31 protein-coding genes and 1 pseudogene are annotated in these 21,645 nt (G+C 63.1%); 2 read left to right on the top strand and 30 right to left on the bottom strand.

Annotated features, from left to right (window positions below):
* Positions 1 to 99 precede the first annotated feature (99 nt).
* Positions 100 to 248: pseudogene (locus tag GBJ34_RS16130) on the top strand (IS3 family transposase); the annotation flags it as partial.
* 67 nt (positions 249 to 315) lie between these two features.
* On the opposite strand, the gene GBJ34_RS16125 reads toward GBJ34_RS16130, so the two are convergent.
* The 10 genes from GBJ34_RS16125 to GBJ34_RS16080 all read right to left on the bottom strand — a co-directional run bounded on the left by GBJ34_RS16125 (position 316) and on the right by GBJ34_RS16080 (position 7,955).
* Positions 316 to 1,077: an HpcH/HpaI aldolase family protein gene (locus tag GBJ34_RS16125; protein WP_151720229.1), complete on the bottom strand. Its 762-nt coding sequence runs from the start codon at positions 1,075 to 1,077 to the stop codon at positions 316 to 318.
* Positions 1,077 to 2,009 (bottom strand): BKACE family enzyme, encoded by a 933-nt coding sequence (locus tag GBJ34_RS16120; RefSeq protein WP_151720228.1) that lies wholly within the window; start codon positions 2,007 to 2,009, stop codon positions 1,077 to 1,079. Before GBJ34_RS16120 ends, GBJ34_RS16125 begins: the two co-directional genes overlap by 1 nt.
* A 59-nt stretch (positions 2,010 to 2,068) precedes the next feature.
* The gene (locus GBJ34_RS16115; RefSeq protein ID WP_404811437.1) at positions 2,069 to 2,890 is read right to left on the bottom strand and encodes a transporter; all 822 of its coding nucleotides are present in this window, start codon (positions 2,888 to 2,890) and stop codon (positions 2,069 to 2,071) included.
* Between the two features lie 109 nt (positions 2,891 to 2,999).
* A complete protein-coding gene (locus GBJ34_RS16110; RefSeq protein ID WP_151720226.1) occupies positions 3,000 to 3,521 on the bottom strand; it encodes a flavin reductase family protein in 522 nt (173 codons plus the stop codon).
* A 74-nt stretch (positions 3,522 to 3,595) separates the two neighbouring features.
* On the bottom strand, positions 3,596 to 4,768 hold the full coding sequence (locus GBJ34_RS16105; protein ID WP_151720225.1) for a p-hydroxyphenylacetate 3-hydroxylase oxygenase component: 1,173 nt from the start codon (positions 4,766 to 4,768) through the stop codon (positions 3,596 to 3,598).
* Between the two features lie 21 nt (positions 4,769 to 4,789).
* The gene (locus GBJ34_RS16100; protein WP_151720224.1) at positions 4,790 to 5,464 is read right to left on the bottom strand and encodes an alpha/beta fold hydrolase; all 675 of its coding nucleotides are present in this window, start codon (positions 5,462 to 5,464) and stop codon (positions 4,790 to 4,792) included.
* On the bottom strand, positions 5,461 to 5,925 hold the full coding sequence (locus GBJ34_RS16095) for a nuclear transport factor 2 family protein (protein ID WP_226341234.1): 465 nt from the start codon (positions 5,923 to 5,925) through the stop codon (positions 5,461 to 5,463). The genes GBJ34_RS16100 and GBJ34_RS16095 overlap by 4 nt, the downstream gene beginning before the upstream one ends.
* Positions 5,922 to 6,044, bottom strand: coding sequence for a hypothetical protein (locus tag GBJ34_RS21105; protein WP_264177072.1), 123 nt, complete (start codon positions 6,042 to 6,044; stop codon positions 5,922 to 5,924). The genes GBJ34_RS16095 and GBJ34_RS21105 overlap by 4 nt, the downstream gene beginning before the upstream one ends.
* Before the next feature lie 204 nt (positions 6,045 to 6,248).
* Positions 6,249 to 7,196, bottom strand: coding sequence for a competence protein CoiA family protein (locus GBJ34_RS16085; protein ID WP_151720222.1), 948 nt, complete (start codon positions 7,194 to 7,196; stop codon positions 6,249 to 6,251).
* Positions 7,197 to 7,688: 492 nt separating this feature from the next.
* On the bottom strand, positions 7,689 to 7,955 hold the full coding sequence (locus GBJ34_RS16080; protein ID WP_151720221.1) for a hypothetical protein: 267 nt from the start codon (positions 7,953 to 7,955) through the stop codon (positions 7,689 to 7,691).
* A 13-nt stretch (positions 7,956 to 7,968) separates the two neighbouring features.
* On the opposite strand from GBJ34_RS16080, the gene GBJ34_RS16075 reads away from it, so the two are divergent.
* Positions 7,969 to 8,726, top strand: a protein-coding gene (locus tag GBJ34_RS16075; protein WP_151720220.1) for an IS5 family transposase whose coding sequence is annotated in 2 segments (ribosomal slippage) — positions 7,969 to 8,305 and positions 8,305 to 8,726 — 759 coding nt in all. Because the reading frame shifts where the segments join, the coding sequence is not laid out codon by codon here.
* 41 nt (positions 8,727 to 8,767) lie between these two features.
* Here the strand turns inward: GBJ34_RS16075 and GBJ34_RS16070 are convergent.
* From GBJ34_RS16070 to GBJ34_RS15975, 20 genes are all read right to left on the bottom strand, one after another.
* Complete coding sequence (locus tag GBJ34_RS16070) at positions 8,768 to 9,091, bottom strand: GPW/gp25 family protein (RefSeq protein ID WP_226341233.1); 324 nt, start codon at positions 9,089 to 9,091, stop codon at positions 8,768 to 8,770.
* Between the two features lie 5 nt (positions 9,092 to 9,096).
* Entirely contained in the window at positions 9,097 to 9,303 is a 207-nt protein-coding gene (locus tag GBJ34_RS16065; RefSeq protein WP_151720218.1) for a hypothetical protein, read from the bottom strand.
* Complete coding sequence (locus tag GBJ34_RS16060; protein ID WP_151720217.1) at positions 9,300 to 9,755, bottom strand: phage baseplate assembly protein V; 456 nt, start codon at positions 9,753 to 9,755, stop codon at positions 9,300 to 9,302. Before GBJ34_RS16060 ends, GBJ34_RS16065 begins: the two co-directional genes overlap by 4 nt.
* Complete coding sequence (locus GBJ34_RS16055) at positions 9,752 to 10,318, bottom strand: hypothetical protein (protein WP_151720216.1); 567 nt, start codon at positions 10,316 to 10,318, stop codon at positions 9,752 to 9,754. The genes GBJ34_RS16060 and GBJ34_RS16055 overlap by 4 nt, the downstream gene beginning before the upstream one ends.
* Positions 10,315 to 10,794: a phage virion morphogenesis protein gene (locus tag GBJ34_RS16050; RefSeq protein ID WP_151720215.1), complete on the bottom strand. Its 480-nt coding sequence runs from the start codon at positions 10,792 to 10,794 to the stop codon at positions 10,315 to 10,317. Before GBJ34_RS16050 ends, GBJ34_RS16055 begins: the two co-directional genes overlap by 4 nt.
* Positions 10,794 to 11,246 carry a gp436 family protein gene (locus tag GBJ34_RS16045; RefSeq protein ID WP_151720214.1) on the bottom strand — a complete coding sequence of 151 codons (453 nt, stop codon included), beginning with the start codon at positions 11,244 to 11,246 and terminating at the stop codon, positions 10,794 to 10,796. The genes GBJ34_RS16050 and GBJ34_RS16045 overlap by 1 nt, the downstream gene beginning before the upstream one ends.
* Positions 11,247 to 11,361: 115 nt before the next feature.
* Positions 11,362 to 11,730, bottom strand: a complete 369-nt coding sequence (locus GBJ34_RS16040; RefSeq protein ID WP_151720213.1) for a hypothetical protein — start codon at positions 11,728 to 11,730, stop codon at positions 11,362 to 11,364.
* A gap of 2 nt (positions 11,731 to 11,732) precedes the next feature.
* Complete coding sequence (locus GBJ34_RS16035; protein ID WP_151720212.1) at positions 11,733 to 12,644, bottom strand: Mu-like prophage major head subunit gpT family protein; 912 nt, start codon at positions 12,642 to 12,644, stop codon at positions 11,733 to 11,735.
* A gap of 5 nt (positions 12,645 to 12,649) precedes the next feature.
* Entirely contained in the window at positions 12,650 to 13,615 is a 966-nt protein-coding gene (locus GBJ34_RS16030) for a phage protease (RefSeq protein WP_192931256.1), read from the bottom strand.
* Positions 13,616 to 13,946: 331 nt separating this feature from the next.
* Entirely contained in the window at positions 13,947 to 14,987 is a 1,041-nt protein-coding gene (locus tag GBJ34_RS16025) for a phage head morphogenesis protein (RefSeq protein WP_226341232.1), read from the bottom strand.
* A 148-nt stretch (positions 14,988 to 15,135) separates the two neighbouring features.
* Positions 15,136 to 16,686, bottom strand: a complete 1,551-nt coding sequence (locus GBJ34_RS16020) for a DUF935 domain-containing protein (protein ID WP_151720209.1) — start codon at positions 16,684 to 16,686, stop codon at positions 15,136 to 15,138.
* Positions 16,686 to 18,095, bottom strand: coding sequence for a terminase large subunit domain-containing protein (locus GBJ34_RS16015; protein ID WP_151720208.1), 1,410 nt, complete (start codon positions 18,093 to 18,095; stop codon positions 16,686 to 16,688). The genes GBJ34_RS16020 and GBJ34_RS16015 overlap by 1 nt, the downstream gene beginning before the upstream one ends.
* Positions 18,092 to 18,337 carry a hypothetical protein gene (locus GBJ34_RS16010; protein WP_151720207.1) on the bottom strand — a complete coding sequence of 82 codons (246 nt, stop codon included), beginning with the start codon at positions 18,335 to 18,337 and terminating at the stop codon, positions 18,092 to 18,094. The genes GBJ34_RS16015 and GBJ34_RS16010 overlap by 4 nt, the downstream gene beginning before the upstream one ends.
* Before the next feature lie 31 nt (positions 18,338 to 18,368).
* Positions 18,369 to 19,208: a TAXI family TRAP transporter solute-binding subunit gene (locus GBJ34_RS16005; protein WP_151720206.1), complete on the bottom strand. Its 840-nt coding sequence runs from the start codon at positions 19,206 to 19,208 to the stop codon at positions 18,369 to 18,371.
* Positions 19,209 to 19,218: 10 nt separating this feature from the next.
* Complete coding sequence (locus GBJ34_RS16000; RefSeq protein ID WP_151720205.1) at positions 19,219 to 19,407, bottom strand: hypothetical protein; 189 nt, start codon at positions 19,405 to 19,407, stop codon at positions 19,219 to 19,221.
* Positions 19,407 to 19,946, bottom strand: coding sequence for a phage protein Gp27 family protein (locus GBJ34_RS15995; RefSeq protein WP_151720204.1), 540 nt, complete (start codon positions 19,944 to 19,946; stop codon positions 19,407 to 19,409). Before GBJ34_RS15995 ends, GBJ34_RS16000 begins: the two co-directional genes overlap by 1 nt.
* Before the next feature lies 1 nt (position 19,947).
* A complete protein-coding gene (locus GBJ34_RS15990; protein ID WP_151720203.1) occupies positions 19,948 to 20,247 on the bottom strand; it encodes a VpaChn25_0724 family phage protein in 300 nt (99 codons plus the stop codon).
* Positions 20,247 to 20,609, bottom strand: coding sequence for a DUF2730 family protein (locus GBJ34_RS15985; protein ID WP_226341231.1), 363 nt, complete (start codon positions 20,607 to 20,609; stop codon positions 20,247 to 20,249). Before GBJ34_RS15985 ends, GBJ34_RS15990 begins: the two co-directional genes overlap by 1 nt.
* Entirely contained in the window at positions 20,606 to 20,968 is a 363-nt protein-coding gene (locus GBJ34_RS15980; RefSeq protein WP_151720202.1) for a hypothetical protein, read from the bottom strand. Before GBJ34_RS15980 ends, GBJ34_RS15985 begins: the two co-directional genes overlap by 4 nt.
* On the bottom strand, positions 20,965 to 21,588 hold the full coding sequence (locus tag GBJ34_RS15975) for an N-acetylmuramoyl-L-alanine amidase (protein ID WP_151720201.1): 624 nt from the start codon (positions 21,586 to 21,588) through the stop codon (positions 20,965 to 20,967). The genes GBJ34_RS15980 and GBJ34_RS15975 overlap by 4 nt, the downstream gene beginning before the upstream one ends.
* Positions 21,589 to 21,645: the final 57 nt, after the last annotated feature.

Genomic DNA, 21,645 nt, shown 5'->3' with positions numbered 1-21,645 from the left:
GAAACGCCGCGCAGATCGCCCATTGCTCCGTCGGCACAACCGCGCCAAATTCAACAAGGGACTCAGGCTTCAGCCGGATGAACATTGGGGGTCACAACACTCCAGCAGCTCGAGACCGAGAACGCCAAGCTGAAGCGCCTTGTGGCAGATGTCATGCTCGACAATGTGGTTTTGAATGATCTTTTGGGAAAGCCCTGACGACACCGATGCAACGGCGGGACGCGGTGCTGCGGGCGATGAGGGGTTATGCGCCCCGTCTAACCGCATGGATTCGCTATGTGAATTCTTGGGAGACAGGGTTTTGCAACAACACCGCTATGACGCTAGAACGAGTCCTGACGCTAATGCGGTTCTGGCCTGGGCGGCGTTGGCCCTTAGAAACCCCTGATCCGAGCCATATAGAAAAGCTGTGGCACCCTGACGGCGGAACGCTTCCATCTCGGCCGGGGTTGCGGCGAGGATCATTACAGGAAGGTCTTGAGCGTGGGCGGCGGACTGGATGCGGTTGACGGCCCGGTCGAGCCCCCCTTCAGCTATTGCCTCGCCCATGCTGACAGCAAGATCGGCGCGTCCGATGAAAATCGCGTCCAGGCCCTCGACCGCAACGATCGTATCGATGAGGGGCAGGGCGGAGGCATCCTCGATCATGGCGATGACGGCAACGCGAGCATCCTGTGCGGCGATCTGCTCCTCCGCCCTCAACGCGCCGAAGCCCCCCGCCCTGGTCGTGGGAGAAAAGCCCCGCACACCGCGATAGCGGGACAGCGCTACCGCCTGTTGCGCGGCCTGGACGCTATCCACATGCGGCACCAGAACCCCGTCTGCGCCGCTGTCCAATACGCGCAACACATCACCTGCATGGCGTACCCGCACCAGCCCGGCCATCCCATGCGCGCGGCAAGCCAGCAGGATTGCATCGGTGGTCTCGGGGTTTAGCGGGGCGTGTTCCTCGTCGATCACCACGAAGTCGAAGCCGAGTGACCCCATGATTTCGGCCGGTTGGGTCGAGGGGATCTTCAGGAAGGTGCCGAGCAGCGGTTCAGCCCCGGCCAGGCGCGCGCGAAATCCGCTCCGCATCAGAAGGACACCTGGTCTGCGCCCTTGGTGCCCAGCATCGCGCGGGCCTCGTCCGGGGTGGCGATCTCATGGCCCAGGTCCTCAAGGATGCGGCGGATCTTGGCAACCATCTGGGCGTTACTTTCGGCCAGTTGGCCCTTTGCGATATAGAGGTTGTCCTCCAACCCCACGCGGACATGCGCGCCCAGTATCGCCCCCATGGTCACCAGCGGGAATTGCGCGCGGCCCGCGCCCAGGACCGACAGAAGGTGATCGTCACCAAACAGCCGCTCGGCGGTGGCGCGCATATGCATCAGGTTCTCAGGATCGGTGCCCTGAGCGCCCAGGACGCCGAAAATCGCCTGCACGAAGAACGGCGGCTTCACCAGCCCGGCATCGGCGAAATGCGCGAGATTATAGAGATGGCCGGTGTCATAGCATTCGAACTCGAACCGCGTGCCTGCGGTCGACAGCCGGGACAGCACCGTCTCGATCTGGGTAAAGGTGTTCGACATGATAAGGTTGCGGGTGCCGCGCAGGTATTCGGCCTCCCAGGGTTGCGGGTTTGACAGCGCCTTCTCGGCGCCCGAGATGTTGAAGTTGAAGGATCCCATGTTCAGCGAGGCCAGCTCTGGCGCGGCTTGAAGCGCCGGGGCGATCCGGTCCTCCATCGACATGCCAAGTCCGCCGCCGGTGGTAATGTTGACAATGGCATCCGTGGCGGCTGCGATGCGGGGCAGGAACTGCGTATAATGTGCCGGATCCTGGCTGGGGGCGCCGGTTTCGGGATTGCGGGCATGCAGGTGCAGGATCGCCGCCCCGGCCTCTGCGGCACTGATCGCGCTTTCGGCGATCTGATCGGGCGTCACCGGCAGATGTGGCGACATGGACGGCGTGTGGATCGAGCCGGTGATGGCGCAGGAGATGATGGTCTTTCCCGGTCTGCTGGGCATGGGCTTTCCTGTTTGTTAAAGTGAAGTACGGCCCGGAGCGGTTTCCGGGCCGGAAAGGGTCAGAAGACCTTCACGAGGCGGATCTGCGCCACACTGTTATATTTGAACCCGCCCTCGACATTGAGGTCCTTGGCCAGCATGCCCTGAACCTGCAGGGTGGGCGTCAGGAAATGGGTGCCGTACAGCCGGATCTGGTCGCGGTGGGTCTTCAGCCCGGTCTTCACGCCACCGACGATCTGGTCACCGCCGCGCTGGCCGGAATAGCCGATGGTCAGCGAGGTCTCGGGGCCCCATTGCTTGCGCAGCATGGTCTGCAATTGCCACGCGGGGTCGCGCTCATGGGTGACGCCGCCTTCGTCATGGTCCGCCTGGATCGCGACATCTAGGACGCCGTCGAAATACCAGCCATCGCCTAGGCCCTGGATGATCCCGACCTGAGGGGTGATCGTCGTCGTCCCTTCGGCGATGCCGATGCTGCCAGGGGCGAAATCGCCGGTGGGCAGCGTTGCGAACAGCGAGAACCCCAGCGTGGTCCCGGTCTCGGGATTGGAGGGCTGGACCGGCCAGGCTGTCAGGCCCACCGTCACATCGCCGATCCCGCTGCGGGTCGGCTGGTCCGCGCCGCCGATCCGGGCATTGCCGATCTCGCCATAGGGCGCGACGATGTGGAAGGCGGCGGGCGTCTGGCCGATCTGAAAGTAGTTCAGGCTGCGCAGGATCACCACATCGGCCTTGAAGGACGATCCGGGAACCTCAGTGCCGCCGATCGACAGCGTGTCCGAGGACATGTGCTGCCAGTAGAACATCCCCAGCGTCGTACCGCTGGGCAGGATAGTGTAATCGGCCGGGCCAACGTCGATGGCCTGCGCGGTGCCGGCCATCAGAAGCAGCGCGGTCGCGGCGGCGGCCGGTGCCGGGATCGTCTTCCTCTTCGTGGTCTTCATTCAGGTCTCCTCCCTTGAACGTGTCGAAACGGGTCGTTGCGCGGGGTCAGCTGCGGGCTTGGTGCGGATGCGGCCCGGCGCTGGAATAGGCGCCGCGGTGATAGAGCAGCGGGGCCTGTTCGGAATTCTCGAAGGCGGTCACCCGCCCGATCAGGATCCAGTGGTCGCCGCCATCCAGGATCTGTTCACGCGCGCATTGCAGGGTGGCGCAGGTGTCGGGCAGCAGCAGGCAGCCGCCATGGCCCTCCTCCAGCGTGATCCCGGCGAATTTGTCGGTGCCCGGCCGGGCGAAACGGTTTGACAGCTCCATCTGATCCTGTGCCAGGATGTTCACTGCGAAATGGCTGGCCGCTTCGAAGACCGGATAGCTGGACGAGGCTTTGATCAGGCTCCACAGGATCAGCGGCGGCTCCAGCGACAGCGAGGTGAAGCTGTTGGCGGTGACGCCGACGCGGCGTCCCTCCGCTTGCGCCGTGATCACCGTGACACCGGTGGCAAAGCAGCCAAGCGTGGCGCGGAAGGCGCGGGGGTCGAACCCCTCCGCTGCGGGATGATGTGTATCGGCCATGACGGACCTCGGGTATTTTTTTGGGGGGGGAGGCGCGCCCGCCTGGGGCCGGGCGCGCCGGTTCGTCGGCTGGATCAGAACAAGGAGGGGTCCGGCTCCAGCCCCATCAGTGCGCGCCCCAGGATCTGGGCGCTGACGTCGTAATCGGTATAGGCATGGGCTGCGGTCATGTGGGCGTTGCGGAACAGCCGCTGCGCCTCGGAATCCTCGAACCAGGCCGACCCGCCCGAAGCCTCGAACAGCCGGTCCACGGCGGCGACGAACATCTTCACCGCATAGGCCTGGTTCGTCCGCCAATGCGCCATTTTCAGCGGATCGGGATAGGCCCGGCGGGCGGCATGGTCGCGCATGTCCTCCCAGGTCTTTTCCAGGAAAGCGCGGCCCGCCGCCACCTGATGGGCGCTTTCGGCCAGACGCATGCAGGCAGGGATGCTCTGGCCGACTTTGGCGCCGGTATAGGCGCGGACTCGTCCTTGCGTGCGCTCGGTGTAGAGCGCGATCATCCGTTCCGCGACCCCCAGGCTGACTGAAGAGAAGCAGCTGGCGAAGACATAGATGAAGGGGGTGTGATAGGTCTTGCTGTCGGGGTAAAGTTGCCCGCCCGCCGAGGTCAGCGTCATCAGCGCGGGCACGCTTTCGATCCGGTGGTTGGGCACGAAGGCGTCCTTGACGACGATAGTCTTCGATCCCGTCCCGCGCATCCCTTGGGTGAACCAGGTGTCCTTGATCTCATAGTCACTGCGCGGGACGATGGCGAAGCTGTAGACCTTGCCATGGGTGGCATCGTCGCGCAGGAAGCCCAGGATCGCCCAGGTCGCGTGATCGCAGCCCGAGGACCAGCCGAATTCACCCGAGAAGCGGACGCCGCCCTCTGTCTCGACCGACTTGCCATAGGGCGCAATAGAGGAGGAGGCGAGCGTGTCGGGATCCTTGGCCCAGATCTCGTCCTGCAACTCCTTGGAATAGAGCGCGATCTGATGGGCATGTTCCGCCAGCAGGGAGAAGGCCCAGGCGGTGGAGCCGCAGGCGCTGGCAATCAGCGCGATGCAGTTCTCGAACTCGGGAACCGGCATTTCCAGCCCGCCATAGGCGCGGGGCTGGAAGGCGCGGTGCAGGCCGGTGGACTTCAGAAGGTCGATGTTCTCCTTCGGGACCATGCGGTCGGATTCGGCCTTATCGGCATTGGCCCTGATCTTGGGCAGAATGGTGCGGACGCGGTCAATCATTGGGTTGGTATCGTCGAACACGGATTATCCTCCCTAGGAATGTCAGTGGGTCAGAAAGGCGATGGCGGCATCGCGGAACGTTCGGTCCGCAGGCAAGCCGACATGGCCGGGGCCGTCGATCAGCTGGTGTCGGGCGTGGGGCAGCGCGGCGCGAAGCCGGGCATCGGGTTGCGCCACGGCGTCGTCGCGACTGTTGAAGATCAGAATCGGGGCTTTGGCCTTGATCAGCCGGCCTTCGGGCAGGACCGGATTGGCGGGCCGCTCCAGCACGGCGGCGAGGCACAGGTTGTCCGCCCCGCTTTTCGCGGCATAGGCCAACAGGGCCGCCACCTGCGGGGCCTGTTCGCCGGAGACACCGCGCAGAGCTTGCACCAGCGCCGGGCCAATGGTTTCCGGCGCGAAGATGTTGTCGCCGATCCCGCCCAGCACCAAGCGCCCATTGGCGCCGGGGTTGCGCACCTCCAGCTCCAACAGAAGCTTGGTGCCCAGCGAGAAGCCGATGGCACCATGTAGACCCTTGGGCAGCTTTTGGGCGAGATCTCCGGCCAGATCGCCATAATCCGCCGGATCATGCGAGCCGCCCTCGGGCCCATGCCCGGCGATGTTCACCCCGACCGGATCGAACCCCGCCGCGCGCAGCGCCGCATTCCAGCCCGCCGTTTCCCAGGTGGCGGCGTAGGAGCCGCCCCAGCCATGGATCAGCGCAACCTGTTTCATGCCGCTTCCCCTTTCGCCGCAGCGGCGGCCTTCTTCAGATCCGGCGTGTCGGCCCCGGCGAAAACCACCGCGCCCCAGACCTCCCGGAACTTCCAGCCTTCGGCGGTCTCGACGCAGTCGAAGGTGAAATCGGCCAGCGTCGAGGGGGTGCCCAGAGGCAGGGGACGTGCCCCGCTGCCCGAGAAGACGGTGATCGTGGCGGCCAGCCGCGTGCCCTCGCCCGGCAGAAGCCGCAGGTTGCTGCAGATGTGCCGCGTGGCGCGCTGGCGTTCCACCGACAGCATCCGGCGGGCGGTGAAGTAACGGGTCAGCTCCTCGGGTCCTTCTGCCCGGAAGCTCTCGATCGCCAATGCGCCCGTTTCGATGAACAGGGACGGGCCGGGGGTGTCCTCCACCTCGTCGATCACCGCCCAGAAGCGCAGGATCAGATCCTGCGCCGCGAGGTATGCCGACCCGCTCACGATCCGACCGTCATGAAGGTTTCGGCCATCTCGTAGCCCCAGCCGCTCATCACCTCGGCCAGCTGCTGGGGGGCGATGTCTACGCTCAGCGGCTTTGCGTCATCGGCGAATTGCTCCATGCCCGAGGAGAACTCGTTCCGGTTGCCGAAGGGGTCGAAGATATAGGCGTATGTAGCGCGACACGAATTTTTGCAGTGCGTGACACGAAGGTTTGCAGCAGTGCGATTTTGGGAAGCTGATGGTGGCAGGAAAGTTCTGTTGGGCTAAGTAAGGTGAAAGGCGCGCTAGAAAGGTCGAGCTGCGCACCCGCCAGTCTCACCTGTTCACCCAGCGGGGATTGCCCAAGTCGGAAGGCTGCCCGCGACTAGGGCCTCACTTCTTAGATCCACACGGAACACTTCTGGGAACAGAGAATGGACGTAGGCAACCCAACGGTCGCTATCGTCGAGCTGGTCGTGGAGGTCCGCTCGCTCTATTTTCTCCCACACGGACCGTTTGATACAGGGTCTTGCTTGGGTTGACACAAGCATCTGATTGATGATCACCGCACGCCGTCGGCCATCATTGGAGTTGAGGTAGGCATCAATTTGGCCAGTGAGTTTGTCACTATGACCCGAATAGTTGATATACTCGCCTTTCGCTGCAGACCAAATGGAGATGGCGCTGCGTATCAGGCGCGATCCTTCTTCATCTGGCTGCTCATCGAGGTCAAAGATAACTTTGCGCTTGGGAACGATGTCGTCCTTGGTTTCCAAGAGATCCAGTGAGATTTGCTGTCGTCTTCGTTCTGCTGTGCGAAAAATGGCAGGCGTGACTGCATCGACGAAGAAGGGATGACCGCCTTTAGGATATGTCAGGTCGTCAAGAGAGACGAGCTTCCTCTCAAAACTACGTTCGCCTATCCACGCTGCCCAAATTACGAGGGTGCCTCGGACACGAGATTCCCGTTCTGCTTCTTGATCTAGGACAAAGAAGTTACCACGGGCTTCTTGCGCAATATCGGAAGCATATGCTCGCTGCACTTGTTCGAAGCTATACCACGGCAAAAGCCAGATCAGGTTGACGCCTTCTTTGGCGTAGAAGTCGGATCGGCCGATGACTTCCGGTGCCAAGCTCGGTGCAAACTGCACCTCAATGGCGAACTTTCCTAACCCGTCGATATCAAAACTTGCGTCCGGCCATCGTCCCCGATACCCGTCTTTCGACTTCATGTAACTGTCAACCGCACCTGAGCCTGCAACATATCGAGCATCTGCTTCGATCAGTTCCAAGGCGCGCTCGCACATGTGCCGATGAAGTTCTGACTCCTGATTCCCTGTGAAAATGCCAGCGCGGATTCGGTCTAGCGGTCTAGTCGTGTCTTGTCCCCAAGGACACCCTATCCCGCCGTCCTTGAAGTGAGAGAAGTGAGGCCGCATTGAGCTATTTGGTTTCCCGGCGCGAAGGAATACTGGCTCATGACACCCGAAACAATGTGCTAGAGTGCCGGGGATTTGTCGGTTGAGACGCGAACGGATATCTTGCCAGTCCGGTCTCTCCATGCTGAGTTGACGTGCCTCATCTATGACGCCATAGCCTCGCACGAATACTTCCTTAACTGCCATTTCTCGCCTCCCTTCTTGAACAAAGTGGAATCACCTCACCCACAGAAGCGCAGAACGAGACTTCGTTACAACATGAGGTTTGCGTGGCGAGGCAGAGTGCTCTTCTCAATGAAATTTGCCACGCGCTGAGGGCAACCCAGAAGTAGATCTGGCGACTTCTCAGTCGAGCAAGTCATCCTCGCTGAGCTTTTCGGAAATGTGCTGCATAAAGGATCGCGCATTGTCGAAAATCGCCACAGCCCTGTCCTCGTCATAGGTCTGGCGCGGATGCATAGCTTGATTTCTCCACGCGTTTTTTATGAAGCGCAGGTGTGTCGCGGCTTCAGCCGCCCACTGTTCGGCCTCGCCCCCATGTGTACGACGTGAAACCTCTCTAGGCTCCAGACCCATTGATTTCAGGCGTTTGGCGTGATTCAGGCTCCGCAAGGAGACCTGATCGATGAGCAATCTTTACTGGCTGAGCGATGCCCAGATGGAACGCCTGAAGCCGTTCTTTCCCAGGAGTCATGGGAAGCCCCGCGTCGACGATCGCCGCGTCCTCAGCGGCATAATATTCGTCAATCGCAATGGGTTGCGCTGGTGTGACGCTCCAACTGAATACGGCCCGGCGAAGACCCTCTACAACCGCTGGAAACGTTGGAGTGACAACGGCGTCTTCGCCAGGATCATGGTCGGCCTGGCCGCAGAGCGCGCCGAACACAAGACGATCATGATTGACGCGACCTATCTCAAGGCGCACCGCACGGCATCAAGCCTTGGGGTTAAAAAAGGGGGCGCGGGCGCCAGATCGGGCGCACCAAAGGCGGCATGAACACCAAGCTGCACGCCGTTGCCGATGCCAAGGGACGTCCCATCGGGTTCTTCATGTCCGCCGGGCCGGTCAGTGATTACACTGGCGCAGCGGCGCTGTTGGGTAGCCTGCCGAAGGCAGGGTGGCTGCTGGGGGACCGGGGCTATGATGCCGATTGGTTCAGAGAAGCATTGAATGACAAGGGGATAAAGGCCTGCATCCCCGGCCGAAAGTCTCGCAAGAAGGCCGTGAAATACGACAAGAGGCGTTACAAACGGCGCAACCGCATCGAGATCATGTTCGGGCGGTTGAAGGATTGGAGGCGTGTCGCCACCCGATACGACCGCTGTCCACAGACCTTCTTCTCGGCCATCCTCCTCGCCGCAATCGTCCTGTTCTGGCTATGATCCACAACGAGTCCTGAGCCTAGAGAGATCAATCGGGGTGCTCATGCCATCAGCTCCACCTGGACCGCCGTGTTTACGCCTTGAACATCGCAGGTAAGCACCATGCGCAGCTCACCTTGGCGCGCAGCACTCACCTCGACGCGGCGCAGCTTCAGGCGGGGTTCCCATTGGTCCAGCGCCTCAGCGGTCTCCGCGAACAGATCAACCATAGTTTCGCCGTTCATCGGCGCATCGATCAAATCCGGCAGGCGGGAGCCATAGTCACGGCGCAAGACGCGGCTGCCCTTGGGCGTGGACAGGATATCCGTGATCGATTGCGCAAGATGGCTGCCGCCAGAAATGCTGCGGCCGGTCAGCCTCGACATGCCGGTCATTCCGCTTCGCCCTGGTCGGCGGGTGCGTCGGCAATCGGGCTACTGGACTTGCGCGCCGCGCGCTTGGTCTGCGCGCCCTGCGGTGCCATATCGACCGGCTCATAGCGCGCGGCCGCAGGCGTCATGGTCAGCCGCTCGCCCGCTTTCACGCGGCGGCCTGCAATCCATCCGGCTGCGCGCGCAATATACGATTGTTCTGTCATCCGTTTGGCTCCTGGGTATTGGCACCGCCCGGGATGACGCCGCCATGGGTGTGCGTGACCAGGCTGATGCCCGAGGCGACCACATCGCCGGTCACTTCAACATCGCCGTCGATGTAAAGGTTGCCGATCAGCCGCAGGGTGCCGCCGCCCAGGTCCATGGTCGGGCTGCCCTCATCGGGGGCAACCATGTTGCCGTCGATAGGCAATGACCCCATGACGAAGGCGCGGGCCATGTCGCCTGATGGGGCGGCAATCGTGACCTGCTCGCCAAGGCTGGGCATCCAGTGCATTCGGATCGTGCCCGAGCGCAGTTGCATGATCTGTATCGGAGGGGTCAGAAGATCGCCGATCTGCACGCGGGCGCGGCCGGTCGCGTTATCTATGGCGGTAATCGTACCGACATGCAGCGCATTTCCGATCTGGCGGTCTGTCTCGGCTGCCGAATAGGTCATTGGCCACCCCCGATCAGCGTATAATCCGCCTCATGATCTGCGCCGATCGCCGGGGCCTGGCCCAGATAGAGGGTGGGTGTGATCGACGGCGGCTCAGGCCATGGCTCAAACGCAATCACCTGATCCCAGGTGATGGCCGTCAACGCCATGGCAAGGCCTTGGCTCTCGGCGCTGACAAGCGGTTCCTCGGTCATGGCCTCGGCCGGGCCAAGGTGATCCGGTGCGCCCCAATCCGTATCGGGCAGCCGTGTCAGCAAGACTTGCGCGATGTTCGACACGCCAACGTCACGCGGCAGAGCAAGCTCATCCTTGCACAGGATGAAGGCTGCCATCTGCGCGCGGAAGGTATGATGCGGGCCGCTGCGGGTTTGGTCTTGCCGCAGGCGCAGGCGGGTCACCAGCACGGCGGGTGCCGCGATGCCGAGCGCCTTGATGGTCTTGACGTCCAGCCGACCGGCCATGCCCCGGCAGGTGCGCAGGCCCGGCAAGATGGTGCGGATCTCGGCCGCCACCCGGTCGGGCAGCCCGGAAAGCAGGTCTTCAGGGGTGTTGTAAAGGCTCATTGAAGCAGATCCTCAAGGCGACCGATCACCAGATCCTCGATGGCGGTGCGGTTGTCTGTGGAGAGGCCAAGATAGGGGCGTGCCGGGATGCCACTGCCAGCAGCGCCGTCAGGCAAGTCAGGATCGCGGGCACCCTCAGGCCCCCCGAATTGATGGATCGCGCCATAGATCAACGGGGTGCCGACCACCGCCTGCAAGCCGGTGGTATAATTCTGGATGCTTTCCAGCAGGCCGGGATTGCCTTCGCCGACAAGCAGCGAGTGCTTGGCATGGTTGCGGGTATTGTCGTAGGCCTCGGACCACGGGACCCATGGCGTGCCATCGGGCGCGCGTTTTTCGTCCGCGATGCGCAATTTGGTCTGATCTTCAACCAGTGCCCCGATCTCATAGGCCAGCAAAGCCAGTTGCTCGTCGGTCAACCGGCCGAGCGCGCGGGCGGCAACCGAAAAGTCAGCTTCAACTGCAACGCCGGTCATCACAGGTCCCTCATCTGTTCGCGGCTGAAGAGACGCGGGGGGCCGCCCGCGACGATGGGCTGCGGGCCGCTGACCTCGGGGCTGGGGCCTTCTTCGCCCTCGGCCGGGGGCTGGGCCGGCAACACCAGAGCGGCGCGGCCATCGGCAATCCGCACTAGTGTGGTGATTGCGTCTTCATAGCGCGTTCGGTGTTCGGTGGAGGCCACGTCCTGCGACAGCGCCAGACGATACAGCGCAATATCGACGCAGAGCTGCATCAGGTGGGGCGTGCTGGCGACCGGCAGAGGCAGGTTGTAGCGGCGGCCGATATAGGTGTCGATTTCAGCGGATGCTAGGTCGAGGGCACGGGTGACCGCCTCGGTATCCGGCACGCCATCACGGTCATGATCGGCCACCACGAGCGCATTGGCGCCGTAGAGGGTCACGATATCGGACTGACTGGCATAGGGCATGGGCGGCTCCGGGTAAGGACAAGGGCGGCGGGGATAGTGCGCCGCCCTTGCAAGGCGCCCGGGCAGTGACCCGGGCTGGTTTGCCAGCCGCGTCACGCGCGGCGGGCTTGGGGTATCAGGGCTGTTGATCCTTCAGCTCGGCCCAGACTTCGGCGACGAGCTTCTTGGTGATGCCGCTGGTGCCGGGCAGAGCCTTGCGGATCGCCTCGGCCAGTGGCGCGCCGTCTTCGCCGAAATCCTCGGATGCCAGCCCGGCGACAACACGGCGCAATTGCGCCTTCAGGTCATTCGCGGCATCGGCGGCGATCTCTGCCTCTTCGGGTGCCACGCTGATATGCAGCATCGGCTCGGCCCGCAGCACACCCCATTCCTCTTCGGAAAAATCGTCCGGGTAATCGACGACAACCCCTTCTTTGGGGAAGGTCCGGCCGCAACGGCGGAAACTGATGGCAGCGACGGCGGCGATCAACAATTTCTGACCCATGATCATGCCCAATCCATCACCACGACCTTGGCCTTGCCAAAGTTCGGGTTGTCACCGCCCTGCGGCAGGGTGCGCACACTGACGATGGCGTCCGCAGCGGCCTCGAGCGAGGGCGGCACCATCAGGATGTTGGGCACAATGCCCAGCGGCCGCCCGCCATCGCCTTTCAGTTCGCGCATAGCCTGCCGTCCGGCCGTGAAGGCAGCAGCATCCAGCGTGGCCTGCGACTTGCGGGCAAGCTGCCAGAAGCCAAAGCCGACATTGCAGCGATACCGGATGCCCCATTCGAAGCGATCCGACTTGAAGACGGAGTCCGAGGTCGAGGGGTCGAATTTCATTTCCAGTTCGGGCTTGGTGCGCTCCTGGAAGATGAACGGCTTCAAGACCTTCGAGCAGTCCAGCAGATACCATGCCGGATTTGCGCCGGTGACAAAGTTGGAGACGCTGACCGCAACACCGGACCCGTCCTCATTGGGCGCGACCGGGTGGTCCGTATCGAAGAAATACTGGCCATCATAGCAAAGGGAAGCGCCCGCGCCGTTGATCAGGGCCTGCAGAAGCCGGTCAGGATGTTGCGCGGCCTCTTGGCCCATCGACATGGCGATGGGGGCGTAATGCCCGAACTGGTCATCTTCGATCTGCGTGCGCTGCACCCCGAGCGTGCCCTCGAAGAGCTTGTTCGTAATGGTGTACCCGGCCTCCTTGATGTCTTTGACAACACGGTCGCCCACCCATTCGCGGAGCTTGGGGAAGTCGCCCAGCCAGCCATAGGTGTTGGAAGCGGTGGTCGACGGCACAAGCGTTGCGACCTTTTCCCAGAACGACGCGGCGCGCATCTGGCCATAGCCGTCCTGGAAGTTCTTTTTCACGCCCGTATTGAGCGCCTGAAGGATTGCGGCGTTGATAAGCGCCATGTGCGTTACTCCTGCTTTTCAGCGGCACGGGCCGCGATGAAGTCGTCGGCGCTCATGCCCATCTGGCGGCAGACGGCCAGTTCCTCGGAACTGAGGGTCTTGGCATCGGCCTTGGGCAGCGGCTTGCCATCAAGACCGGAGGGCGGCGCGATCACCGGCTGCGCGGCCGCGAAATCGCGAAACCGCTGCAAGCCGCCATCGGCCCGACAGGTGGCGAGGTGGTAATCGCGCGAGACCGGGGCGATTTTGCCAGCCGTGATCGCCGCATCCACAGCCGCCACCGCTTCCGCTTCGCCGCGATCCTTGGCTTCGGTCTCGAATTGCGTGATCCGGTTCAGCGCCAGCTGATGATCGGCACGCGGCACAAATTGCGCCGGGTCGGGGTGTTGCGCTGCGTTCAGCGCCACCGCCTTTTCGGATTTGAGGGCATTGATCGCCACCAGCGCTTCGGTCGCCGTGGCGGTGGCCGCGAGGCCAAGGGCCTCAAGGACCGCTTTGTCCATATCAAAGGTCTCCGGTTGGGCGGCATTCAGCGCCGCCAGTTCGAGGTTGGGGGTGTTGGTCAGGCCAGCGCAGACGATCTCGAGGATCTCGCCGGTTGCCGGATCGAAGCTGAAGGCGGGGCTGAGATAGCGATAGGCCCGCTCGGTCACGAGTGCGGTCCCGACCGGCGTCCATTCGACCCGGCCCCAAAGCGCGGCATCCCGCACCGCAATCTCCTTGATCCAGCCCACTGCGGGCGCAGGTAGCCCCTGCGGCGCCTGCAGCTGGCTGGCATGCTCGATGTCGATCTGCGGCTCCTTCGTCGGATCGAAGCGCGCGGCCACAGCCTGCGGATCAGTCAGCGTCCACCACCGCCCGTCACGGCCGAGGATTTGCGGACCGGGCGGGGTCAATTGCACCCAGTCGGGTGCCACGCCTTCGGCAGCGTTCAGGGCGATGGCGGATAGGAATGGGGCGCGAGGTTTCATGCCCGCACCATCGCAAACCGCGCGCATGGGATCGCCCCTGATACCTTTCAGGGGCGGGCATGTGTCGGGCTGGTATGCGGGGGGGGTGATTTTGCGGGCCGCTCAGGGGCCACCGCCGCTCTACAGTATCGAGAGACCCGGTGACCTGTCGAGGGTATTAAAAGGGTATTTAACGGGGCAGTTCGCGCCTATTGCACGGCGGGGCGGCGGTGGGTGAGAGCGGGGCCGTTGAAATCCGCCCCGATTTGCACCATATTGGCTATGCGCCTGAGCCAAGTATCCCGTCGAACCGGCCTCGTGTCGCGGAGGATCTGACGTCCTCCCAGGCGCTTCACTCCCTCCATATCTCGCCACGCTCGATCAGACGGCTGATGTAGCGCATTGATGATGATTTGTAGAGGCTGACGAGAAACACCTCTCGCCCGTCCAGTGTCCGCTTGAGAACAGCGACCCATGGTAGGTCGGACGCCGGTTCGACGAATGCAAGGTGCGTCTCGCTCTGCGCAATCGCCTTGCCCTTTTCCAGCAGATCGACAAGGCGGGCATAGTCTTCCGGCGTCAGCTCGGGATGGCGGCCGCGCTGCTTCTCGATGGTGGCAGAGGATACATCGATCAGGCTGGTCCGGGCGCCAAGCCGCTCTGTGAGCGCAGGCTCCAGCATGGCGACCGGGGCTTTACCAGGAGCGCCATCGCGCAAGATGCGCATGACCCGCCAACTGGTGGCAATGTCACGCAATGCCACTTTGCGCGCGGCTTCAGGCAGGTTTTCAATCTTCTCGCGCAACAGCATGTCCATGTGCTGCAGGCGTAGCTTGCCGGGATTGCGCTGCCAGCCGGGATCAATGCCGAGCGGGATGAAGCGCGTGTCCCCGGTGCGCTCGTTCGGCACCACACGATCCGGCACATCCGGTTCGGGCGATACGCCACGCCGCGTGGCTTCCGCCTTGGTCACCTGACGCACCCAGCATTTGCAGCCCCAGCCATTCGGCGGCATCCAGTCATCCCAGAACGGGCTGTCGATCGGCAGGATGGTTCCGGCTTTCGCCAGGTGGTGCGGCCGATGCTGCTCACTGGGGCCGGTGCGGTATTCCAGATAGGGGAAAGCGGCTTTTGTGCGCTCGATCCGTTCCCATTGCCCCGCCGCACGCGCACTGCGGATGTTCGCATTATAGATGGTGCGCAAGCGGCGGGGGCTGCCCAACTGCACCAGTTTGACTTCCCCGGTCAGCGGATCGGTCATTTCGCGCTTGCCCCACCACTCGGCGAGACGCGGATTAGCGCGCCAGCTCTTCTGGAAGGTCGCCAGCGGCAAGCCTTCATCCAACGCGCGCAGGATCTCGGTTTGCATGGCCTCCAGAAGATCGACCTCCATAACCTTGGCCACGGCGAATGCGACGGCATGTTCTTCGGGTTCAACATCCTCAAACCCGAATGAAGGCCGCAGCCCCTTGTTCTTCAGGAACCGGCTGGCCTCGGGCGGCGGCCCGGGACTGAAGCTGTATTCCGGGCGATCAAGCGGATCAGCCATCCACCCGATCCCCAAGCGCCCGGGCCTTGAACAGCCCCTTTACGAGGGTTTCAACGGTCAGTGATGTGGGCATAAGCGACAGCGCTTCAGGCAGCCGCGCCAGCAGCTCCTCATAACTTTGCGCGCCGTCCACCGCCGTGGCTATGGCCGACTGCATCTGGTTGGCCAGATCCTCCCAATCTTCCAGCGCCTCATCGGTGATCTGGTCGGCCGTGTCAGGGGCGGTCGGGGTGTTCAGCGCCAACAGGGTCTGGCGCAGACGGTTCAGGGCGTCCCCATCCTTCGGAGGTGCAGGGGGCGCAGGCGGCCCACCCACCACCTCCTCCCCCGGCTCAGGATCAGAATAGCCCAGCGTGCGGCGCAGCTCGGACGCGCGGAAGGTGACGCCGATCCCGGCCAGCGCCACCGCTCCGTCAACCTTTGCCTTGGCGTCTTCCGGCTCCTCGATGACCAGACGCAGGCGCGGATAGATGTCTTGCTCACCAAAGTTCAGAGCCACATAGGCACGCACGATATCGCGGTTGATCGTGCCGGATACCGCCCGCGCGTCTGACACCGCAATGTCGTGGCGCACGTCATTATGCACCTTGGCTTGGGCCTCGGACGATCCGCTATCGGCCGTCATGGTCTGCCCCAGAACCGCCTTTGAAATCTGTTCATCCGCCCAGCGTGCGAAGTTTTCAAAGAGACGGTCGCCGGTGACGGCGGTGCCGTTCTGGAATTCGATCTCCATGGACTTGGGCAGGACCGCCGCCGCATCGGTGCCGATATTGGCTACCGCCATAAACAGCTTGCGCACGTCATCAACGGTGGCCTCAGGCCCATAGCGGCCGAGGCGCAGCGGTAGGCCATAGGTCTCGATAAAGGCAATCCAGTCCTTCATCGTGTACTGCTTGCACATCCAGGCAAAAGAGACGACGCGGGCCAAACCACCGCGATAGGTCAGGCCGGATTTGATCCGGGCACGATGGATGGCAAATTTGGCGGGCTCAAGCGTCAGCCCGTCGACCGGTGCCGCCTCATCCAGCATTCGCAGCTCGCGCCCGGTCGCCCGGTCAAAAGTAAAGTGGCGCTGGTCGCGGCGAATGAACTCGGCAAACGACCAGCCACGCCCCTCGCGCAGCCAATCCAGTTCGACCACGGAGAAGGATTTGCCGAGCGCGTCAAGCAGATCCTCGACCATATCTGGGAAGCCGTCATGTTCGGCAATCTCGCGCTGAACCGCATCGGCAATCTTTTTCGACTGCGCATCCTTGCCCCCCGGAACAACAATCGGGGTGATGCCGCTGATCACGCGCTTCCGGGTGCCCATGACGGACTGGTAATGCGCGTCACGCTCCTCCATCTCCTCCGCGAGCGTCAGGAACTCGTGCATGTCGCCTTGATCACAGGCGCGCAGGATCGCCGCCATGCGCTGTGGCGTGAGGCCTGACGCTGTCGAGCCGTTCCAAATTTGCCGGATGCCGGTCATCCCCGGTTCGGCCTGCGGTCGGGTCAGCTGCTGCGGCCGGATCGGTCGCCCATAGGCATCGAGCAGTGCCATCAGAATAGTCCTTTCCCAACACGAAACCCGCCCGTGGTGGCGATCTCGCGGTCAAAATCCTGCCCGCCGCCCATCGGCACAGGCTGATACGCATACGGTTGATAGGTGACCTGGGCGCCTGAGACCGCCATGGCGGCGGCCCAGAAGCGGTCGGCGTGGCCATCAGTGTCGCCGTCCGCAATCAGGCGCGGTGTGCCGGTCACCCCGACCTGTTTCTTGATGGCATGCAGATCCGCGCGCAACGGCACATCGCCCGCCGGGATGCGTGCCTTGCGGTCCTGCATTGCCTCCTTCAGTGCAGTCGCCATGTCCAGCTTGATGGCGGCCGAGAACAGGACGCCTTCAACCCGGCTGTCACCATGGCGGCGCTTGGCATCCTCGACCGGCTTTTCGCCCATGCCCGTCTGGTCCATCCGGCAGCGCACCACATGATAGCGCTGCATCACCTCGGCCAGCAGCTGATCCTGCTCAAAAAACGAGGCCCGGCGCCGCGTGATGACCTCGCGCGTCCAAAGCACATCGCCCACCAGTTCCATGACCCAGATCACAAACAGGTCGTTGCGTGCCGCAATGTCGACACCGACAAAACAGGGCCCGCTCTGATACAGCCCGGGCAGCCCGGCTGCCGGATGCTCGCAGGCACCAATCAGGTCATAGTCGAGCCAGCTTGAGGCCTCATCCAGCCATTGCAGCTCATATTCCTGCGCCCATGCATCCGGGTCGGCCATGCCCTTGCGCAGCATGTCGATATCGCGGTCCAGCCCTTGCCGCACCGCCTCATAGATATCGACCACATGCCGCGACCAGACCGTATCCTCGGCGGTCATCAGCTCGAAGAACTTGTTACCCTTGCCGTTGGGCGTGCTGATCACCCGCAGCTTCAGGCCGGATTTGGAAATCACCGGAAACAGCGCCGCCCAGATCTCGCGCGATTTGGCGTGGAAGGCGAATTCGTCGAGGATCACATTGGCCGAAAAGCCGCGCGCGGTGTCGGGATTTGCGGGCAGCGCGGTGATACGGCTGCCATTCGGGAAGGCCACCTCGAGCTGCTTGTAAACCGCATCCGGCCCCTTCTCCTGGGGCGCGCGGAACTCGCCTTCGTGGAAGGTCGGCTCGCCGCCTTTAAGCAGGGTGTTATAGACCTCATAATAGGCCTTGGTGAACGGCTTGATCACCTCGGTCATCATCTCGGCCGCCTGCCGTTCCCCGCGCGAAAGGATCACCCACCGCGCCCGTCGATCCTCGGCCCATGCGGTGAAGCAATCGTCGGCGCATTCGCCCCCGGTCGAGAAGGTCTTGCCCGTCTGGCGGCTGAACATGCCAATCTTGAAGCGCGACTGATCCGCAATCCACGCCTTCTGGTAAGGCAGGAAGCGGATCACCGGCGAGGTGGGGTTTAGGGCGCTCATAGCCGGGCGGCTTCAGGCGGTACTGATACCTCCGCCGTTTCCAGTCCAAAGATATGTGCCTGCCCGGCACTCACCGTGACTCCGACGCCGCAGCCGTCCTTCAGAAGGCGGGCGAGAGGATTGAGGCATCGGGTCAGCAGGTCGCAAAGGGTGGCATCATCCAAGCCAGCCGCCGCGATCTTCTCGGCGTCAAAGGCAGCGCGTTCACAATCGCTGCCAAGTGTAAGGCCAATCTTGTTCATGGTGCCCCCTGTGCGCTTGATCACGGCGTCGTCACTGCGCGGCGGCGGTCACAGCCGCAAAGCGCTGGCGGTCGCCATCCGCAATGGACCGCGTCACCGCGATGAAACTGCGCACCTCATAGGCCCATGCCTTGACGGTCGAGCCGCCCGGCGTGGGCACCATGAACTTGGCAGAGCGGTAAAGCGGGGCGCCGTTGAAAACGAGGGCATTGATATCGCGGTCCCAAAGCTCGCCAATCGTCCAGCCTTGCCCCAGCAGGATCTGCACATCCGGGCTGTCGGGCTTGCGGACAAGAACAACCGCGTGGATCTCGCCCATCTGTGCCGAGGTGTTTGCCAGCTCGAGCGGATCATTGACGACACGGGCCGAGGCCCAATCATCCCCAGATCCATCTTCGCCGGTTTCAACACGGGTGATCGTGCGCCAGAACAGATCGGACCCGCTGCCGACCGTATCGACCAGGACGGCAGTACCAGACCCAAGGTCGGACAGTTCATCATAGTCGGAACGGGGCGGAAACAGGATCAGCGCGGCCTCTGCGCCATAGGAGCCAACCGCCTTCATCTGGCAGCCCTCAAGGGACCGGGCATAGATGGCGTCAATCTGAAGGATGCCGAGACCGGCCCGCCCGCCACAGAGCGCCAACGAGATTTCGTCGGAGCCGTTGTAATTGGTCAGGGTGGTCGGGATGCCGCGCTGTTCAAGGCGCTGTACGATCTGTTTGGCTCGGCGGTCATAACCACCGCTCGCCTTGCCGGTCGCAATGTCGAGGGTCTGGGCTGCGACCGGCGACGGTGCCAGCAGGCACAGGGTCAGGACGATCAAGGCTGCCAATACCAGCAGGAAGTCAACGGGTCTCAGTCGAAACATGGATTTGTCCTCACAGGGTTTCACGAAACGAGAGAAGGTAGGGCTGACCGCGCCAGAAGCTGACGCGGCCGACACGACCCAGATGCCGGATGATGCGATGGCGCCCGAGCGCCCAGGCGAGGGCCAGCGTCTGCCAGCCCGCGCGCTGATAGTTCAGTTGGGCCAGCAGGATCAGATTGCCGGTGGCGCGATCATCCATCACGCAAACCCCATGATCCTGCGCGCCTTGGCGGCGGCTTCGGCGTCGATATCACCAGAGGCAACAGCGGCCTCGAGCTTGGCCGATTGCGCCTTGCGGTCGGCGGCGATGGTCTGCTCACGGATGCCGGAAGATGACATGACGTCCTTCAGCATCTTGCCGAGGAAGTGCAGCTCCTTCGGGTCGATCTCGTCGCCCTCTTTCAGGGCTTGCGATTTCATCACCTTGAACGCGAGCGTCGTGATCATCTGGAACAGGACGGAATGGCGCTTGGCTTCATCAGCCAGCCCTTCGTCCTGCATCCAGCCCACCGCCCAAGCGCTGGCCTCTTCCTGCGCCCGCACCATCGCCTCATATTCCACGCCGTAGGCATGGATCGCCGATTTGCGGATGCGCAGCTCAAGGCCCTCGGCTTCAAGCCGGAAGTTCAGCCTTTCGGCCAAATCCTCATAGCCCGCGAAGCCAGCGGCGCGCAGTTCCTCCTGCAACCACCCGCGCATTTCGGCGGGCAGCAGGTCGATCTTGCGGGGCGGCGGCATGTCAGGCCCTCGGGCTGGGGCGCTGCACATCCGGGTGGGATGCAAGCCCTTGCGCGATCTCGACACCTCGCGTTGTCGCGGTGGCCAGCAACAGGCCGCCCAGATCATCCAGTGTGATCAGACCCTGTTCCTTCAGCCAGGCCAGTTCCGTGGTGATCTGATCGGTGGTCGAGGTCACGCCCACCCCGTTCACCACATCGCGGATGATCGAGCCGTTGGCGCTGTAGCCGTCGCAGTCCTTCAGGAAGCGCAGCATGGCCAGCCGCCGATGCTTGCGCAGGGTGGTGCCGTAATCGCTCATCACTTCGCTCCGTCCAGCAGGTGGTTTTCGTGGCGGGCAACGATGTCCTCAAGGCGCGACATGATCTTGTTGTTGCCCTCCATCACCGCCGCCATGGTTTTCATCTCGCCCTGCATTTCCTTCATGGCGAGGTGCAGGGCGTGCATGTCTTCCTTGGTTGGCTGCGCCCGCAAGGTCTGTTCAACACTGGCCAACCGCTGGTCGAGCCGATCCATCCGCTCCGATCCGGCGCGGAAGCGGGTCTCGACATTCTGATCGCGGGTGCGCCACCAAGTGTAGAGGATGTTGATGATGTTCAGGGCCGCGAGGGTCAACGCCAAGGCGGGGCCAAGATCAAAGGCAGGGGGTGTCGGCGGGATCACTGGGCTGCCTCCGCAAACAGCAAGGGCTGGGCCTGATGCAGCTTGGCAGCAGCCAGATTGCGCATCAGCACCGCGTCAGGTTTCAGCGTGGCAATGGCGTCCGGCACGCTCGTGCGGGCATAGACCGTGGCCGCGTCAATGGCAGCGGTGCCCTGAAGGCCGCGCGCCAATGCCGCGCTGACCCCGGTCATCAACGCGGCATGCAGGGCCTCGCGGTGCCGGGCCTCGATCTCGATCCCCCAGCGACGGCGCGCAGCCTCGGCCGCGCGCAAAAGCACCATGCCGAGGATCGCCGCGATCAGTTGCAGCAGCACCGGCAGGAGTTCGGCATACATGGCTTGCAGAACCTGCTGCATCATGCGGCCTCCTTCAGCCATGCGCCCACCTGGAAGCCAGGGCAGGATTTCGCGGCATATTCATTGTGGCCACTGATCCGGGTGATGCGGGTGCGCATGCCGATGCCCTGGATCAACTGGCGCAGGGCCGCATCCTGCCGCTGCGTGAAATTGCGGCTGAAGGGGTCGGTCTCCGAAGATCCGTGACCACCGATCAGGCAGATATGAATGACCCCCCGATTGTGGCCTTCGATCCCGGCACCGATCTCCGTTTCCGCACGGCCCGACAGCACGTCACCCTCGCGCCCGACAAACCAGTGATAGCCTTCAGCGCGCCAGCCGTTGGCCAGATGCCAGCGCCGGATCTCGGCCTTCTGGGCAGCAAGTCCTGCGTCGCGCATCCAGTCGGGCACGGTGGCGGAGCAATGCACGGCAATCTCTGCTACCGGATAGCGCGCGCTGCCCTGATAGATGATGGAGGTGGTTTCGGGCTTGATGGCCGCCGCCGCAGGGCGAAGGTCATTGGCCAGAGCGGCAGCCGCTGCCGCAAGCGTGCGCGGCCCCGCAATACCGTCTGCCGCACCCGGCTGATAGCCCAGCCCGGCAAGCCCGTTCTGGATCTGAATGATGTGAGGTTTCGACATTGTTGCCCCGCTATTTTCTGGGGAAACAGTCGCAAGCGCGCCAAACAAAAGCGCCCC

Source organism: Gemmobacter serpentinus, from assembly GCF_008973825.1.
In the GTDB taxonomy this organism is placed as follows: domain Bacteria; phylum Pseudomonadota; class Alphaproteobacteria; order Rhodobacterales; family Rhodobacteraceae; genus Gemmobacter; species Gemmobacter serpentinus.
Note: the sequence above shows the minus strand (reverse complement) of the source record. Positions and strands in the feature narration are given on the sequence as shown.